The following is a 15,968-nucleotide window of genomic DNA, read 5'->3' on the forward strand; positions in this document are numbered from 1 at the left end:
GGTATGAGTACGATGTTATTGGAAGTAAAAAACTTAAAAACGGAATTTAAACTGAAGCGCGGTACGGTGAGGGCCGTCGATGATATCAGTTTTTCTGTAGATAAAGGTGAAATTCTGGCTATTGTCGGGGAATCGGGCTCCGGTAAAAGCGTGACCTCCCTGTCCATTATGGGGCTTTTACAGAACCCCGGCAAAATTGCCGGCGGAGATATTCTGTTTGACTCTCAGAATCTAACCCGGATGAGCAAGAAGGAGCTTCAGGATATTCGGGGCAACAAAATCTCCATGATCTTTCAGGAACCCATGACCTCTTTGAATCCAGTCCAGCGGATTAAGGATCAGATTATGGAAAGTCTTATGATCCACAAAAAGATCAGCAAAAAAGAGGCTCTGGCCAGAACCATTGAGTTGCTGGACATGGTGGGCATACCCTCGGCGGCAAAACGAGCTGATGATTATCCCCACCAAATGAGCGGGGGAATGCGTCAGAGAGTCATGATCGCTATGGCCTTGTCCTGCGAGCCCCAGCTGTTGATCGCTGACGAACCGACTACGGCCCTTGATGTGACTATTCAGGCCCAGATTCTCGATCTGCTTTATCATATGCGGGAAAAATTCAATATGGCGGTCTTGCTGATCACCCATGACCTGGGTGTGGTTTCAGAAGCAGCGGACCGGGTCATCGTTATGTATTGCGGAAAAATCGTGGAGGAGGCTGAGGTTAAGGCCTTATTCAAAAAACCTCTCCACCCGTATACGGTGGGGCTGCTTAACTCGATCCCTCAGATCGATGATGACAGCGATGATCGCTTGTATATGATCAAGGGCATGGTTCCTAATCCTTTAAATATGCCTCCTGGATGCTCTTTTTCCGACCGCTGTGACCGGTCCATGGAACGCTGCACCAAGGAAGTTCCGGAACTTCTGGAGATCGACGGGCACAAGGTGCGCTGCTTTTTATACGAAGAGGCTAAGGAAGGGGGATTGGATGCCCAATGAGCGTCTTAATGGAAATTCAAAATCTCTCTAAGCACTTTCCTGTAGAAAGCAATTTTCTCGGCAAGCCCAGCAGTTTGCTGAAAGCTGTGGACGATGTCTCTTTTACCATTCATAAAGGAGAGGCTTTTGGCTTGGTAGGGGAGTCCGGTTGTGGAAAAACCACTCTGGGGAAAATTCTTGTCAACCTTTACAGTCCTACAAGTGGCAACATGATTTTTGAAGGCAAGGATCTCACCAAGCTTAAGGAAAATCAGCGTCGAGCCTATTGCAAGGATATTCAGATGATTTTCCAGGATCCTTACGCCTCCTTAAACCCTCGTATGACCGTAGGCGACATCATAGCCGAGCCTATTGTGATCAATAATTTATTGCCGGCAGATAAAGTGGAGGAACGTGTCACTTACCTTTTGAACTGTGTGGGGCTGGCCCAGCATCAAAGAAACCGCTACCCCCACGAATTTTCCGGAGGTCAGCGCCAGCGGGTAGGGATTGCCCGGGCTTTGGCCGTAGAGCCCAAGCTCATTGTCTGTGATGAACCGGTCTCAGCTTTGGATGTATCCATTCAAGCTCAGGTACTCAATCTTTTGGCTGATCTGAAGGATGAATTCGGGCTGACCTATCTCTTCATTGCCCATGGTTTGAACGTGGTGAAGCACATCAGCGACCGGGTCGGGGTCATGTATCTGGGAAAACTGGTGGAAATAGCTCCAAAGAAGGAGCTGTATGCCAATCCTTTACATCCCTATACCCAGGCTTTGCTTTCTGCTATTCCTATCATTGATCCGGAGAAAAAGAAGCAGCGGATTATTTTAGAGGGAGATGTGCCCAGCCCCATTAACCCTCCAGACGGCTGCCGCTTCTGTTCCCGTTGCTTTAAGGAAATGCCTGTATGCAAAGAAACCGCACCGGAGTTGAAAGAGATTTCTCCGGGGCATTGGGTGGCCTGCCGGCTTTTCTAACGCAATTAAAATAATTAACAAAACACCCCCGCATTTTTCGCGGGGGTGTCATTTTCAGCTGAATTCTGAGGGAAACATAGATGAATCTGTACAGCCATGGCACTATAGGTGATGTCAAATAATATCCAACTGGGATTGAAACTGACTCCAGGGTTTATGTTTGAAGGGGGAGCTGTTGAATTTCATATTCTTTTTCGTGATGGGATGCAGGCAGGAAATTTCATATGACCAAAGGCCTATCTGTTGTCCTATGGTTTTAGGGTTCCGGCCATAACGTTGGTCACCATAGAGTGGATGCCCAAGGTGAGCAAATTGCACACGAATTTGATGGGGTCTGCCGGTACGCAATTTGACTTTGACCAGGCTGATATCGGCCTGCTGCCGGACAACATGATAATCAAGAATGGCTTCTTTTGCCCCCTTCATGTCTTTCCTGACCACGGATACCAGATTGCGCTTATCGTCTTTGAGCAGGTAGTGGACCAGGGTGCTTTGGTGCTTGGAGGGTTGGCCATGAATCAGAGCTAAGTAGGTTCTCGATAGTTCCTGTCTTTTGATTTGTTCGGAAAGTCTTGCCGCAGATTTAGAGGTCTTGGCAAAGAGCATAACCCCTCCTACCGGCCGATCTAAACGATGAACCAGTCCTAAATAGACATTGCCGGGTTTATTATAACGCATTTTAATATCCTGCTTGAGCAAGGTGAGCATATCTATATCCCCGGTACTATCTTTTTGGGACAGGATATTGGGTGGCTTATCAGCGACCAGTAAATGATTATCTTCATAGACAATTGGTATCGTAAACAACTTGCCAACTCCTTCAAAACCTCATTTACTTTTCAGTTGATTACTACTTCTATTTTTAGAAGGATTTTCCTGCCCCGTTTTGTCGGAAGTGTGCAGCAGAGTATAAAAGAGGTAAGACCGTTGGTGAACCAACGGTCTTTTGTATAGGTCGAAATTGGGTATTGGCATGGAACAGCTACGCTTTTTCCAGTGCGAGGGGGCCACTTTTTAAGAAGATGGTCAGGAAAGCTGCGACGAGACAGAGGGAGGCAGAGATCAAGTAAGCATAGAAATAACTGTTGGTCAGATCCACCACCGCTCCTGCCATCAGGGGACCGAAGACCCCGCCTACACCCCAGGCAGTAAAGACCAGGCCGTAATTGACACCACCGTTTTTGGTGCCGAAGAAGTCATAGGTGGCTGAGGGAAAAAGGGAAAGGAGGGAACCATAGCTTAAGCCGGTCATAATAGCTCCCAGGGCTATGAGAGCGGGGCTGCTGTAAAGGGTGAAAGCCAGCATATTAAGTCCCTGGAGGCTGAAAAAGATCCGCATGGTCCAGCTTCTGCCGATCCGGTCTGAAAGCCAACCGGCCAAGACACGGCCCCCGGCATTGAAGATGGCCAGCAAAGCGACCATGGCAAAACCCCAGGAGACCCCGGTTTGGAGCTTGGTGATGGTGGAGAGCTGCCCGATGATCATGAGACCTGCTGTAGCACCGGCAGCAAACATAACCCAAAGGAGATAGAAGCGGGAATCTTTAAGCATTTCCTGCCAGGTAAAATCTGCTTTTGCTGCAGGGGCAGGAGATGAGGGGGAGACATTGAGGGAGGTGGCGGCTTGAGGAGGTACGGAGGTTGAGGAAGCGGGGCCGGTTTGTCGGGAGGAAGGAGCAGCCGAGGGGGTGGGAGCGAGGGGAACCGCCAATACTTGGGAGAGGGCAACGATAGCAAAGAGGAAAATCAATCCCTCTATGCGGAAGGCACTTTTGACCCCAAAGTTCCCGATGAGGAAATTGGTCAGGGGAGCGATATAGAGGGAGGCCAGCCCGAAACCGGCTACGACGATTCCTGAGATCAGGCCTTTCTTTTGAGGAGGAAACCATTTTACAGCTGCCGGGGTTGCTGCCGAATACCCAAGGCCGATCCCAATTCCGGCGATGATTCCAAAGGTTAAGATAAGGACGAAGAGAGAATCCGTCAAGCTACTGAGGATCAGTCCTCCCCCGGCAAAGAGCCCTCCTACCGTAGCCACCCAGCGGGGACCGAAGCGGTCCTGGAGGCGGCCTCCGGGAACCATCATCAGGGCAAATACGGCACAGGCCACGGTATAGGGAAGAGAGGCAGCAGTTTTCGACCAAGCTAACTGCTCGGTCAAGGCAGCGGCGAAAACACTCCAGGTATAGAGAACTCCCAGGGCAAGGTTGATGCCTGTGCCGGCAAAGGTTACAGTCCACCCGCGTACATTCTTATTCATAATCTCTCTCCTTTCCTTTGGGGAACGTTGGGATTTGTCAGACTACTATGCAGCTAGATCTGAGTAAGATATTAGTACTTTATAAAATTATGACTGGGGTCATCTTTGACAGGATTCAGGAGTCAGGGCTCATGCAATTCAAGGTCACAGTGGTTAAAGAAAGGCCAGGGGAATCCCTGGCCTCATAGTAGTGAGGGACTCCTCACTATGGGGTTGACTTACTCCTGGTAATTGGCTTTAAGCGTATTGACTACAGAGGCATCGGCTAAGGTGGTGGTATCACCGATAGCACGTCCTTCGGCAATATCTCTTAAGAGGCGGCGCATGATTTTTCCGCTGCGGGTCTTGGGCAGTTCGGCAGTGAAGAAGATATCATCAGGCCGGGCCAATGCTCCGATCTTCTTGGCCACATGTTTCTTCAGTTCGTCTTCCAGACCGGGGGTGATTTCGATGCCTTCCTTCAAGGTGACGAAGCAGGCCAGAGCTTGCCCTTTAACTTCATGGTTCTTGCCGATGACGGCGGCCTCGGCAACAGAGGGGTGATCCACTAAAGCGCTTTCCACTTCCATGGTGCCGATCCGATGACCGGAGACGTTGATGACATCATCCACCCGGCCGAGAATCCAGAAATACCCGTCCTTATCCCACTTGGCTCCATCTCCGGGGAAGTAGACTCCCGGCCAGTTGCCAAAGTACGTCCGCTCGAAGCGTTCCGGGTCTCCGTAGATATTGCGCAGCATAGAAGGCCAAGGCTCCTTAATGGCCAGGTAGCCGCCGCTTCCCTTAGGAACAGGATTGCCGCTGTTATCCACCACTTCGATCCGGACTCCTGGGAAAGGAACGGTGCAGGAACCGGGTTTTAGGGAGGTAATGCCTGGCAGAGGGGTCATCATAATCATGCCCGTTTCAGTCTGCCACCAGGTATCCACGATGGGGCACCGTTCTCCGCCGATGTATTTGTAGTACCACATCCAGGCCTCCGGATTGATGGGCTCGCCCACGGTACCTAATAAGCGCAAGCTGGATAAATCCCGGCTTTGTGGATATTGGGGGCCCCACTTCATAAAGGTTCGGATGGCAGTGGGGGCTGTATAGAGAATGGTGACTTTGTATTTTTCGACGATCTCCCAGAACCGATCCCGTTTGGGATAATCGGGACTTCCTTCATAGAGAAGGACGGTGGCTCCATTAGCCAAAGGGCCGTAGACAATATAGGAATGACCGGTAATCCACCCCACATCGGCTGTGCACCAGTAAACATCCTCTTCCTTTAGATCAAAGACCCAGCGATGGGTGGTGGATACTCCCACCATATAGCCCCCAGTGGTATGGACTACTCCTTTGGGCTTACCTGTGGTGCCGCTGGTGTAGAGGATAAAGAGCATATCCTCTGCGTCCATGGGCTCCGCCGGACACACGGCCGAGGCTTCTTTCATTTCTTCATGATACCAAAGGTCCCGGCCTTCCTTCATTTGCACGGCTTGCTTGGTCCGCTGGATGACGAAGACATGTTCTACACAGTCCACGCCGTCCAAGGCTATATCGGTGTTATCTTTCAAGGGGATGGTATTGCCCCGTCTGAAGCTGCCATCGGAAGTAATCACGGCTTTAGCCTGAGCATCAATGACCCGGTCCCGCAGGGCCTCCGAGCTGAAGCCCCCGAAGACCACACTGTGAGGAGCCCCAATCCGGGCACAAGCCAGCATGGAAATCACGGCCTCCGGAATCATGGGGAGATAGATAGTGACCCGATCTCCTTTTTTCACCCCATTGGCCTTGAGAACATTGGCGAATTTAGAGACTTCACGATGGAGATCCTGATAGGTAAGGACTTGGCTATCCCCATTTTCTCCTTCAAAGATGATGGCGGCTTTGTTGCGATGCCAATCATGGAGATGGCGATCCAGACAGTTGGCGGAGGCATTGAGTTTCCCGCCGACAAACCACTGGGCAAAGGGTGGATTCCACTCCAGGGTTTTCTCCCAAGGGTTCAGCCAGGAGAGCTGTTTAGCCTGTTCTTCCCAAAAGCTGAGGCTCTTCCCCTGCTCATAGATTTCCGCGCTTTGAATGACCGCATTTTTGCGGAATTCCTCACCGGGGGCGAACTGTCTATCTTCTTCCAACAAAGCCTCAAGATTCTTTTCTTCCATAGTGATCCTCCTTCTCTCATACCATCCTCAATAGTTCGTAGGTTAAAATGTTTATTGCATTGTATCAAAGAGGGAAAAGGAAGAAAACGGAATGGGAATGAAAGGGCTGCTGGCCGGGATTAGAGGAGCTTTCCGGGAAGTTATCCGGGGCACAATGATTGGGACAAGAATTCCTTCGGAGGGCGAACGGTCGTTTTTCCTAGGGCAATGGGGAGGCGGGGGAACTTGGGGGGTCAACGGTGCCTTGACGGTGGTGAGCGGGAGTTTTAATATGAATAGGAAAGGCTATGCTATATTAAAGATAGAAAGGATAGCTCTCAGATGGATGACAAGAGGAATATTTGTCTAAAGGTTGCTTATGACGGGACTCATTACCATGGGTTTCAACGCCAACCGGAATTCCATGGTCCCACTATTCAGGGTACTTTGGAAACGGTGTGGGCTAAGCTGGTGGAGGAAGAAGTAACCCTCAATACAGCGGGCCGGACGGATACCGGTGTCCACGCGGCCGGTCAAGTGGTGAATTTTCGGACAGGCGCCCGGATTCCTGTGGATAAGATTCCCAAGGCCTTTAATAGTCTGCTTCCCCGGGATATCCGTATCCTGGCGGCTCAGGAAGCGGCCGAGGATTTTCATGCCCGTTTCTCTGCTAAGTGGAAACGTTATGACTATCAGATCGATAACCGTCCTGTAGCGGATGTGTTTACTCGGCTGTATTCTTTGCATGAGCCCGTTAAGCTGGATTGGCAAAGGATGCGGCAAGGGGCTCAATATTTAGTGGGACGGCATAATTTTAAAGCTTTTTCAGCGGCAGGGGGAACCAGCAAGACCTTTGAACGGACCCTTTATCTGTGCCAAGTGGCGGAGAATCAGGGAGATATCCGGATCACCTGCATCGGCGATGGATTCCTTTATAACATGGTTCGTATTATTGCCGGAACCCTGGTTTATGTGGGGAAAAAACGCATTCAACCGGAGGGGATTCCGGATATACTGACATCCCTTGACCGGACACGGGGGGGAGTCACGGCACCTCCCCAAGGGCTCACACTGAGCTATGTTCATTATGGGGAGGAATTGCCTGAGGATATTTTCCCTGAGTTATTTTAGGGCGAGGGATAGGGAAGGCCTGCACATTGGTATAAAAAAGACAGTAACTCTTCAGAGGGGTTACTCGGAAAAGGGCAGTAGGCGGATAGCAGTGAAAGGCTATTCGCCTATAGCTTTTAAAATGGTTTGGTGGGAGGCTGTTGGACAGGAGGGACTCCTTGGTTTACAATGAACTTGAATAACTTGAGCTTTTTTTCTCAGGGAAATGGAGAGTTGCGCTATTAATCGCAAATATACGTTAACCTCAATCCTAATCAGCAGTATTCTCTGTTTTGTAATGATCCTGTTTTATTTGTTTTCACTGGATAAAATCGGCCTTATTTACGTTGGGGAGACCCAAAAAACAGTATACAGCTTAAAAAAGAATTTTTTGGCTAATACCATTGATAATCTGATTTCGGTAATTGACCATAGGAGAGAAGCCAGAGCGAAATCCATGGAGAAGCTTGTGGGCAGAACGGCGGTTGCCATCAACCTCAAAATGGGCCTTGCCGATGCGGAATTCAATGATTTCCTGATCTCCTTTTTCAGGGATAATCCGGACTATAGCTTTATGTCCGTGATTTTGTGGGACATGGGGGAAAACGGGGCGATTTATGATTCTCAGAATCTGGCGGGTTCTACCTGGGAGGGCACCCTTAATGCCGTAGTCCCCGGTTTGTCTGCTTACACGATTCTGACTCATGGAGAGAGGAACATCCTTTTAGGTGTTAGCAAAACCTATGTGGAAGAGCTTGTTAAAGCGGAGATGGCGGATATCATCAGAAACTCAAGATTTGAAGACAATACCTACATCTGGGTCAATGAAATACTCAACTATGAAGGCGGACCTGATTATGCCATCCGGCGGGTTCACCCGAATCTGCCGGAAACCGAGGGTGCGTATCTCTCCACCGACATGACCGATATCCAAGGGAATCGACCCTATTTGACTGAACTTGAGGGAGTAAAAAAAGATGGCGAGTTGTATTTCGAGTACTATTTTAAGGAACTGAACAGTGAAAAAGTGTCCCTGAAGCTGACCTATGCCAAACTGTATAAGGATTACAACTGGGTTATTGCCATGGGTGTTTATCAGAATGACATTCAAGCCTATATCGATCAGACTACTGAAAAAAGCCACATCCTCGCTTCCCGGCTTACCCTGCTCTTGGTGCTGTTATTTGTAGTCATCCTTTTTGTCAGCTTTTCCCTGGTAGTGCTGATTGAGAAAATACGTTATGGGAAATCAAGAAAAATGCTGGAATCGGAGATGAACCAGGATTCCCTGACCAAGGCCGGCAACCGCAGGAGCGGGACTCATGATTTAAGCAGGGCATTTAAGGAGTATCAGGCCAGCGGTCGCAGCCCCGGGATTATGATCTTTGATTTTGATTATTTTAAGAACATCAATGATCAGTATGGTCATTCCGTGGGGGATCTGGCTTTGATCGAAGTCGTCAAGGCCATCAGCGGGATGATCCGAAGTTCCGATAAAATCATTCGCTGGGGCGGGGATGAGTTCGTGGTGATTTTTTACGGGCTCCAGGAAAAAAATGCCCTGGCCTTTGGGGAAAGAATCCTGGGCATGGTGTCCTCCCTGAAAATTCCTGTGGAGGGAGGGGAGGAGATCAGTCTCAGCCTGTCCATTGGGTTTTCCTTTTTTAAAGAGAACGATGGGGATTTCACCGACGTACTGAAGCGTGCCGATAAGGCTCTGTATTTATCTAAGTCAAAGGGGCGCAATCAGGTGCATTTGCTGCTTTAGCCAATGGATAAGATCTAAGTACCTTACGATGAACCGGTAAGGCGATGGGACACTAGAGGGCTGTGTTAAAACTTGATTTTCACAGCTTCCCTTTCATCTGTATAATATTTAAAAACAGGCGACCTTATCCCACTTTTGCAGCTGGATAAGGCCGTTCCTTATTGTCTGTCCCTACTTTGAGTTTTAAGACTGAATTTTTGCACGGTCCCAAGAGCTGTTCGTCCTGCATGGATATAGTCCAAGGGTTGAAAGTTCCTAACGTACCCGGATCGCGGGAGTGTATAGCCAAGACCGGGGGTGCCCATCACGAGGGGAATCAATCGCTTTTAATCGCTTCCAGAGCAGATATTTTCACTGCTTTGTTTGCAGGATAGTACCCGGAGCCTACCCCGATAAAAATTGAAAAGACAACGGCAAAGCCGATAAGCCAGAGGGGTATAATAGATATTTTGCTGCCGCCGGCACCTTCCGAGACAAAATTCATGACCAGTGAAATGATCAGACTGACGATATTGCCGACAACTCCTCCCAGGAAGCCAATAATACCGGATTCCGTAAGAAAAATGAGTCGGATATCCTTTACATAGCAGCCCAACGCTTTCATAATGCCGATTTCCTTGGTCCGCTCAGAGATTGACATAATCATCGTATTGGTAATCCCAATAGCGGCCACGAACAATGAAATAGCCCCCAGTCCCCCCAGCATCAGCTGTTTTTGCCGCGCTTCTTTTTCCATGGGCTTACGGATGCTTTCCATAGATCGCGTATCAAACCCAAGCCGCTTAATTTCCTTTTCCACTTCGGCGACTTTGGAAATGTGGTCTACCTTAACAAGAGCATTTTGATAGCTTTTCTTTTCGGTGGTGTTTTTTGCTGCACCGGAATCCTTTAATATCTGTTCCAGAAAAGCCAGGTCCAGCAAGATACCTTCGCTGGTTTCGTAACCTTTGTTGTAATCTTCTTTGATGCGTCCGGTTGTTTCAAGGGGGATACTGTACTTGGCGATGCCTTCCTTTTCCAGGACCAGAGTCAGGGGGGCCGTGAGCGGGTTGAAGTAGGGGTCCGGCATATTGTTCTTGAGTTGGTCCATATCGAAATTCTCAAAATCGATATTGGCATAACGGTCAACCCGATTGCTTCCTTCCGGCCGATAGGAATCTCGGAAATTGTAAGCAAACATTTCGCCGACCAGCACACCCTTAGTATTGGCGGGGTATGCTCCATCCATAAGCTTGAATCCCAGCTTTTCCAGGCTGGAGCTATCATAGGCCGCCACCGGGAGCCAATCGTTGATATATCTGTCACCGATTCCGGCGTAGATCTTAAAGTAAATATCGTTGAACAGTTCGTCGGGAGAGATTTTAGGCGATACCGCGATGACATTGGGTATCTGAGCAATCGTTCTGATGCCGGCGTCATCCAGTTTAGTTTGATCGTTGCCCATATTGGGCACCATAACGGTGATAATTGTCAAATCTCCCATTTCAGCCAGCATTTCTTCCTGGGCGACTTTCGTGCCGATGCCGATGGACACCATAATGACAATACTGCAACACCCGATCAGTACCCCCAGCACGGTCAATAAGGTTCTGGATTTGCGGCGGCGCAAATTGCGCAGGCACATTTTTAAAATATCTTTCCAAGTCATGCTCTATACCTCTGATTTGGAAGACTCATCTGTGCTTGGTAGGCTGCCGTCGGTTTTATCCTCCGTCAGCGGCAGGTCTTGGGCGGGCGCGTCTTCTTCCCAGGAAAAGTCGATGGCGCTTATTTTCTTTTGTGCCCGGGCTTTCTTAATGCGCCTTACGGCAATTCCTGTACCCGCCAGCAAGACAATGGCTGCGCCAATCAGCCAAGGGAGAGGGATTTTGCTTTCTTGTTCAGGATACATTTCAGGCATTCCGATATCCATGGGGGGAGGCGCATCAAAAACTGAGACCAGCACCGGAAATTCCTTGATGACAGGTTCTAAATTAGCGTCTTCATACGTAATTTTGATGGTGAAGGACAGCTCTCCTGGCTGTAACGGGATAAAAGCAAAGCCGATGGTGCTGCTTTTTCCCGCTTCAATATTGCCAAGCTGCTGGACCTTGGCAGGCGTTTCCATTTCCCCTGCAATATCCTCAATCGCCGCCTCGACATTCGATATAGGATTTTTCCCTTTATTCACATAGCTTAAAGTAATAACCGACTCCTGCCCGACAGAGACGAAATCAGGTAATTGGGGCTGCGCCAGTTCAAAACGATCCGGCAGGTAAATGGGGATGGACAATTTTTCGCTCATTGTGTTGGTGGCGCGTTTACTGCCGGCGTTATACTCATATTTAAAACTGACTTCTACGGTTTTGGCACCCGATATACTGGTTTGACCGGCATTGGCGACAAGCAAGGCCTGCAGATCCAATGCTTGGGTAAGGGTTTGTCCCGCCCCCAGAGATTCATAGTAAAAGGTGTTGGAGGAGCTGGCTACAGAAAAATTCTCACCTGTTTCCAGGGTTACCACAATATTTTCAATGTTCAAGTTAGAGCTGGTATTGTAAAAATCCATGGACAGCTTGAAGGCTGTATTGGCTGCTACCGGAGCTCCCCCATAAGAGTAATTGCTGACAATGAGATAGGGGACCGAGGCGTCGGCTTCCTTATGGCTTTCAGTCACTACAGCCACTTTGCCGGAGGCCGTGCCCGGTACCATACCGCCGCCGCTGTCATAGGAATAGCTGGCATCGACACCGAGGGTTTGCAGGGATGAGGACGGCTCGCTGGCGGCCTTTACTTTGACGGTGATGCTTTCTTCCGTGTAGCCCTTAATGCTTTTTAAGAAAAAGGAGTTTTTACCCTCCGGGAAATAAATGGAGTCTGAGGGATTGAGGGAAACTGTAATATCGGAAGCGGTGGTCTCCCCCATATTGGTTATTTGCAGAGTGACCTCCTTCTCTTCGCCGCCTTTCAGGATGTCCTTGGTTTGGATGCCGCTGATAAAAAGAATGGGCGCAGGGGATTTGTCAGCGGTTACAATAGCAACTTTGCCGGTGGCCGTGTCCTGGATAATGCTGCTGCCGCTGGTATAGGAGTATTTTACCTCGACACCGATACTTTGCAGCGTCGAGGTCAGCGCACCCGCCGCCTTTATTCTCACGGTGAGGCGTTCTTCGCTGTGGCCTTTCATGTTGGGTAAGAAAAAGGAGTTTTTGCCGTTCGGAAAATAAATGGAGTCCGACGGAGTGAGCACAACATTGATCTTGGAAACGGCTTTATCGCTCATATTGACGATTTGAATCGTCACATCCCGCTCGCCGTTGCTTTTCAGGACTTCGTCCGTTTGAACGCCGCTGATGAAGAGAATGGGCTCAGAAGATTCATCGGCTTCGCTGATGAGGTTGACTCTTTCACTGGCGGTACCTTGGACGAGGGCATTCCCGTTGTCATAATTATATTTGAGATCCACGCCAACGCTTTGGGATGCCGGGGGTAGCTCACTCCCCGTTTGGATTTTCACGGTAAAAGACCTGGTTTGTTTGCCGCCAATGGTATCTAAAAAGAAAGTGGTTTTACCGGCCACAAGGTAAATCGATTCTGAAGGGGTGAGTGACACCACCGCATCCTGAAGGATCGAGTTGCTGAGGTTTTCAATGTTGATGGTCAGATCCATGAGCTGATCGGGTTTCAGGGTGTCCCGGTTGAGAGACCCGGTTATCAGCAGGGTGGGGGTGGGGTTTACTTTGTTATCGGCAGGTTTGTTTTCCTGATCAACGCATTCCGTTATAGATAAGTCGGTGATGTCATAGTCTACGGATAAGCGCTTGTAGCCAACCATGAACTTAAAGGTTTTACCGGACCCGGTATACTTAACATTAGAGAATTTGATGGTCATGGCAAGCGGCGCATCGCTTTGAGAGGTTATGGTAACTGCAGGACTACCATCCCCTGAAAAGCTATCCACTAATTTGGATACGTCAATATCCGCAGAACCTGATACTTCAGAACTCTTAATGCCTGGATTTTTCACCGTGATTTCCAGGTTTACCGGATAACCCGAGGGGACTGATGATAGGATGTTTCCAGAAGTATCAGTAACCTTATATCCGGTTATAACCAGGTTGCTTTTTATACCGGTTGCATCGGCCCCTAATGCTGCAGCAGTCGTCAAGGGGGAAACGATCAAAATTACAGCCAAAAGCATAGCCATTATGTAACGCAATTTTTGCAGAGTGCTTTTCATAATTCCTCCTTAATTCCGGTTAAATCGGCTTGTTTTTTTATTTCATTGCTGACAATCTCGCCATCCACCAGTGTCACAATGCGGTCGGCATAAACTGTCATTTCCGGGTCATGGGTGACCAGGATGATGGTTTGCTTAAACGTCCCGGCAAAGTTTTTGATCATAGTCATAACTTCTTTGGTTGTTTTGGTATCCAGATTCCCGGTAGGCTCATCCGCAAAAACAACCGCAGGTTTTGTGACAAAGGCTCTGGCAATTCCCACCCGCTGCTGCTGCCCGCCCGACATCTGTCCGGGATAGTGATGCAATCGATGCCCAAGTCCAACCTTTTGAAGCATGCTCCGTGCCATGGCGTTGCGTTTTTCTTCCGGAACACCTCGAAACATCAGGGGCAGGGCCACATTTTCTGTGGCGGTTAGCATAGGAAGCAAATTATAAGACTGGAAGACAAAACCGATATATTTTTGCCTGAATTCGGCAAGCTGATCTTCATTCAAATGCGAAATGGGAACGCCGCCTATTTTTACGCCCCCCTTAGAGGGTTTTTCCATCCCTGCCAATTGATTTAAAAGCGTACTTTTTCCAGAACCTGAGGCACCAAATATGCAGCACAGTTCCCCGCGATTTATGGAGAAGTTTATTCGTTTTAAAGCAACAACAACTTCTTCCCCCATAATGTATTCTTTGCGAAGGTTACGGATTTCAATTAATGGTCTCTCCAAATCAAATAGGTCTCCTTTACCTGATTTTCTTTATTTGGCTTTAAGCAATCAAGCCACTATCTGTAAGCTTCAGGCTTGGTCTATCGGCTTGCGGACTTCCCGGATCGTCCTAATCAGTAAGTTGTGGGCTCCGTTTACGGTATATCGTTCTATCTTTAAGTGCACGGTTTTTTTAATTAAACTTCATATTTCCATGCACTTAGGATTCGACAGCTATGTACCAAAACCCTTGCGATATCAGGTTTTTATTGGAATTTTGTGCTTTTTAGCAAGCACTACTTAGGTATTTGTTAAATCCCCTTAGTTAGCCTAAGTTAACTAAGGGGATTGTTATTGGCATATCAGAAAGGTTTTTTATGAAAAACCGAGCCAGCAGGGGAGCCTAAAAAATATTATGAGAGAAAACTTGTGGAAACGGTGAAGCGTGCTCAGATTTATTTGGTGGAGAATATTCAGGATCATATCACTATTGAAAGGCTGGTTTAACGAGTTTGGTGTAGGGCACACCCTGTCCCTCAGAGTAGAGAAAAAATAAAAAGCCTTCAGATGGTTCAAGTTCATGCTTACCCAAATTAGGTGTGAGCTGCATTGTTCTCTGACTCTGGTATAAACTAATTTTTCGCGTTATGATATAATAAGCATTTTAAAATTTTAACTCTATATGACATAAATTATTTGGACAAATTGCGTAAGTTTGCACATAACTCAACATAGATAAAGATTAAGAAATTTAAGGGAGGAACATCAAGATGGAATTCCGTAACTATAGATTTAGCTTAAATAAAGCAATCTTATTTGTCTTGCTTTTTGTTTTATGCTTTACGCTGGTCGGCTATAACAAACAGAATGTTTTTCCTCAGGAAACCCCTCTAAAAACAGTTGGCGTCTTAATGGGTTCTGATCTGCGTAGTGATAAAGTTAAAGGCATGATCGAGGGATTAAAAAAATATGGCTATGAAGAAAACGTCAATATCCAGCTTAGAATAGTCAGTGCAAAAGATAGAATTGAAGACCTTCCCAAGCTTGCCCAAGAATTGGTTCGACAAAGTCCCGATCTATTAATTGGCACGGGAGAAAGAGAGACACTTTCCCTCCAACAGGCTGCGGCAGACAGCCAAATCCCTATTGTCTTCATTGGGGTAGGTTTCGCAGAAGAACTTGGCCTTGTGAAGAGTTACGCTCAACCCGGGGGAAAGATAACGGGAGTGGATAACTACTATTTACAATTATCGGGTAAGCGTTTGGAATATTTTAAACGTTTACTGCCCGGTGTACAAAAAGTTATGGTACTCTATGATAAGACTATCACTCCAGTGGATCCATCCATCGATTTTCTGAATCGTGTGGCATCTCAATTTGACATGACTGTGATACCGGTGGGAGTTGAGAATGAGGTCGAGGCATTAAATGCCATCAGCGGGATCGAGCCTGGGGAAGTGGATGGGGTGATGCTGCTATGCAGCCTTTTGATGGAGTCGGTGACGGATTCCATAAGCCCTCTTATTCAGGAAAAGATGCTCCCAAGCTTTGGGGTGAGTGCTAATCAGACGAAAAAAGGATTTCTGGCCTCCTATGGGATGGATTATAGAGAACAGGGAATTCAAGCTTCCAGAATAGTCGCTAAGATACTTCAAGGACAGGATCCAGCGGCCATTCCTGTGGAAGCGCCGGCTCGTGTTGATTTTATCATCAATACCAAGGCGGCGGAGGCTTTTGAAGCTGAGATTGATCCGGCAGGTTTTGCTTGTGCGTCAGAATTCATTCGATAGAAAACAATGCTTAAGTTGAAGGATGATTCCCAT

Annotated in this window: 12 protein-coding genes; 6 read left to right on the top strand and 6 right to left on the bottom strand. The window is 48.1% G+C overall.

The window, feature by feature from the left end; genetic code table 11:
- The first annotated feature begins 12 nt into the window (after positions 1–12).
- Both DESDE_RS02240 and DESDE_RS02245 read left to right on the top strand, forming a co-directional pair.
- Entirely contained in the window at positions 13–999 is a 987-nt protein-coding gene (locus tag DESDE_RS02240; RefSeq protein ID WP_014792416.1) for an ABC transporter ATP-binding protein, read from the top strand.
- Positions 996–1,958 (top strand): ABC transporter ATP-binding protein, encoded by a 963-nt coding sequence (locus DESDE_RS02245; protein ID WP_014792417.1) that lies wholly within the window; start codon positions 996–998, stop codon positions 1,956–1,958. The genes DESDE_RS02240 and DESDE_RS02245 overlap by 4 nt, the downstream gene beginning before the upstream one ends.
- Before the next feature lie 114 nt (positions 1,959–2,072).
- On the opposite strand, the gene DESDE_RS02250 is transcribed toward DESDE_RS02245, so the two are convergent.
- From DESDE_RS02250 to acs, 3 genes are all read right to left on the bottom strand, one after another.
- Positions 2,073–2,765, bottom strand: a complete 693-nt coding sequence (locus DESDE_RS02250) for an RluA family pseudouridine synthase (RefSeq protein ID WP_014792418.1) — start codon at positions 2,763–2,765, stop codon at positions 2,073–2,075.
- 175 nt (positions 2,766–2,940) lie between these two features.
- The gene (locus DESDE_RS02255; RefSeq protein WP_014792419.1) at positions 2,941–4,218 is read right to left on the bottom strand and encodes an L-lactate MFS transporter; all 1,278 of its coding nucleotides are present in this window, start codon (positions 4,216–4,218) and stop codon (positions 2,941–2,943) included.
- A gap of 218 nt (positions 4,219–4,436) precedes the next feature.
- Positions 4,437–6,368 carry an acetate--CoA ligase gene (acs, locus tag DESDE_RS02260; RefSeq protein ID WP_014792420.1) on the bottom strand — a complete coding sequence of 644 codons (1,932 nt, stop codon included), beginning with the start codon at positions 6,366–6,368 and terminating at the stop codon, positions 4,437–4,439.
- A gap of 91 nt (positions 6,369–6,459) precedes the next feature.
- On the opposite strand from acs, the gene DESDE_RS02265 reads away from it, so the two are divergent.
- The 3 genes from DESDE_RS02265 to DESDE_RS02275 all read left to right on the top strand — a co-directional run bounded on the left by DESDE_RS02265 (position 6,460) and on the right by DESDE_RS02275 (position 9,225).
- Positions 6,460–6,717, top strand: a complete 258-nt coding sequence (locus DESDE_RS02265; protein ID WP_014792421.1) for a hypothetical protein — start codon at positions 6,460–6,462, stop codon at positions 6,715–6,717.
- On the top strand, positions 6,690–7,478 hold the full coding sequence (gene truA / locus DESDE_RS02270) for a tRNA pseudouridine(38-40) synthase TruA (RefSeq protein WP_014792422.1): 789 nt from the start codon (positions 6,690–6,692) through the stop codon (positions 7,476–7,478). Before DESDE_RS02265 ends, truA begins: the two co-directional genes overlap by 28 nt.
- A 205-nt stretch (positions 7,479–7,683) precedes the next feature.
- Positions 7,684–9,225, top strand: coding sequence for a sensor domain-containing diguanylate cyclase (locus DESDE_RS02275; protein ID WP_014792423.1), 1,542 nt, complete (start codon positions 7,684–7,686; stop codon positions 9,223–9,225).
- A gap of 316 nt (positions 9,226–9,541) precedes the next feature.
- Here the strand turns inward: DESDE_RS02275 and DESDE_RS02280 are convergent, their stop codons facing one another.
- From DESDE_RS02280 to DESDE_RS02290, 3 genes are read right to left on the bottom strand one after another with little or no spacing between them, the layout of a single operon-like run.
- Positions 9,542–10,873 carry an ABC transporter permease gene (locus tag DESDE_RS02280; protein ID WP_014792424.1) on the bottom strand — a complete coding sequence of 444 codons (1,332 nt, stop codon included), beginning with the start codon at positions 10,871–10,873 and terminating at the stop codon, positions 9,542–9,544.
- A 3-nt stretch (positions 10,874–10,876) separates the two neighbouring features.
- Positions 10,877–13,444 carry a COG1361 S-layer family protein gene (locus DESDE_RS02285; protein ID WP_014792425.1) on the bottom strand — a complete coding sequence of 856 codons (2,568 nt, stop codon included), beginning with the start codon at positions 13,442–13,444 and terminating at the stop codon, positions 10,877–10,879.
- The gene (locus DESDE_RS02290; RefSeq protein ID WP_202947932.1) at positions 13,441–14,118 is read right to left on the bottom strand and encodes an ABC transporter ATP-binding protein; all 678 of its coding nucleotides are present in this window, start codon (positions 14,116–14,118) and stop codon (positions 13,441–13,443) included. The genes DESDE_RS02285 and DESDE_RS02290 overlap by 4 nt, the downstream gene beginning before the upstream one ends.
- Before the next feature lie 797 nt (positions 14,119–14,915).
- On the opposite strand from DESDE_RS02290, the gene DESDE_RS02295 reads away from it, so the two are divergent.
- A complete protein-coding gene (locus DESDE_RS02295) occupies positions 14,916–15,935 on the top strand; it encodes an ABC transporter substrate-binding protein (RefSeq protein WP_014792427.1) in 1,020 nt (339 codons plus the stop codon).
- Positions 15,936–15,968: the final 33 nt, after the last annotated feature.

The organism is Desulfitobacterium dehalogenans ATCC 51507, assembly GCF_000243155.2.
Taxonomy (GTDB): Bacteria; Bacillota; Desulfitobacteriia; order Desulfitobacteriales; family Desulfitobacteriaceae; genus Desulfitobacterium; species Desulfitobacterium dehalogenans.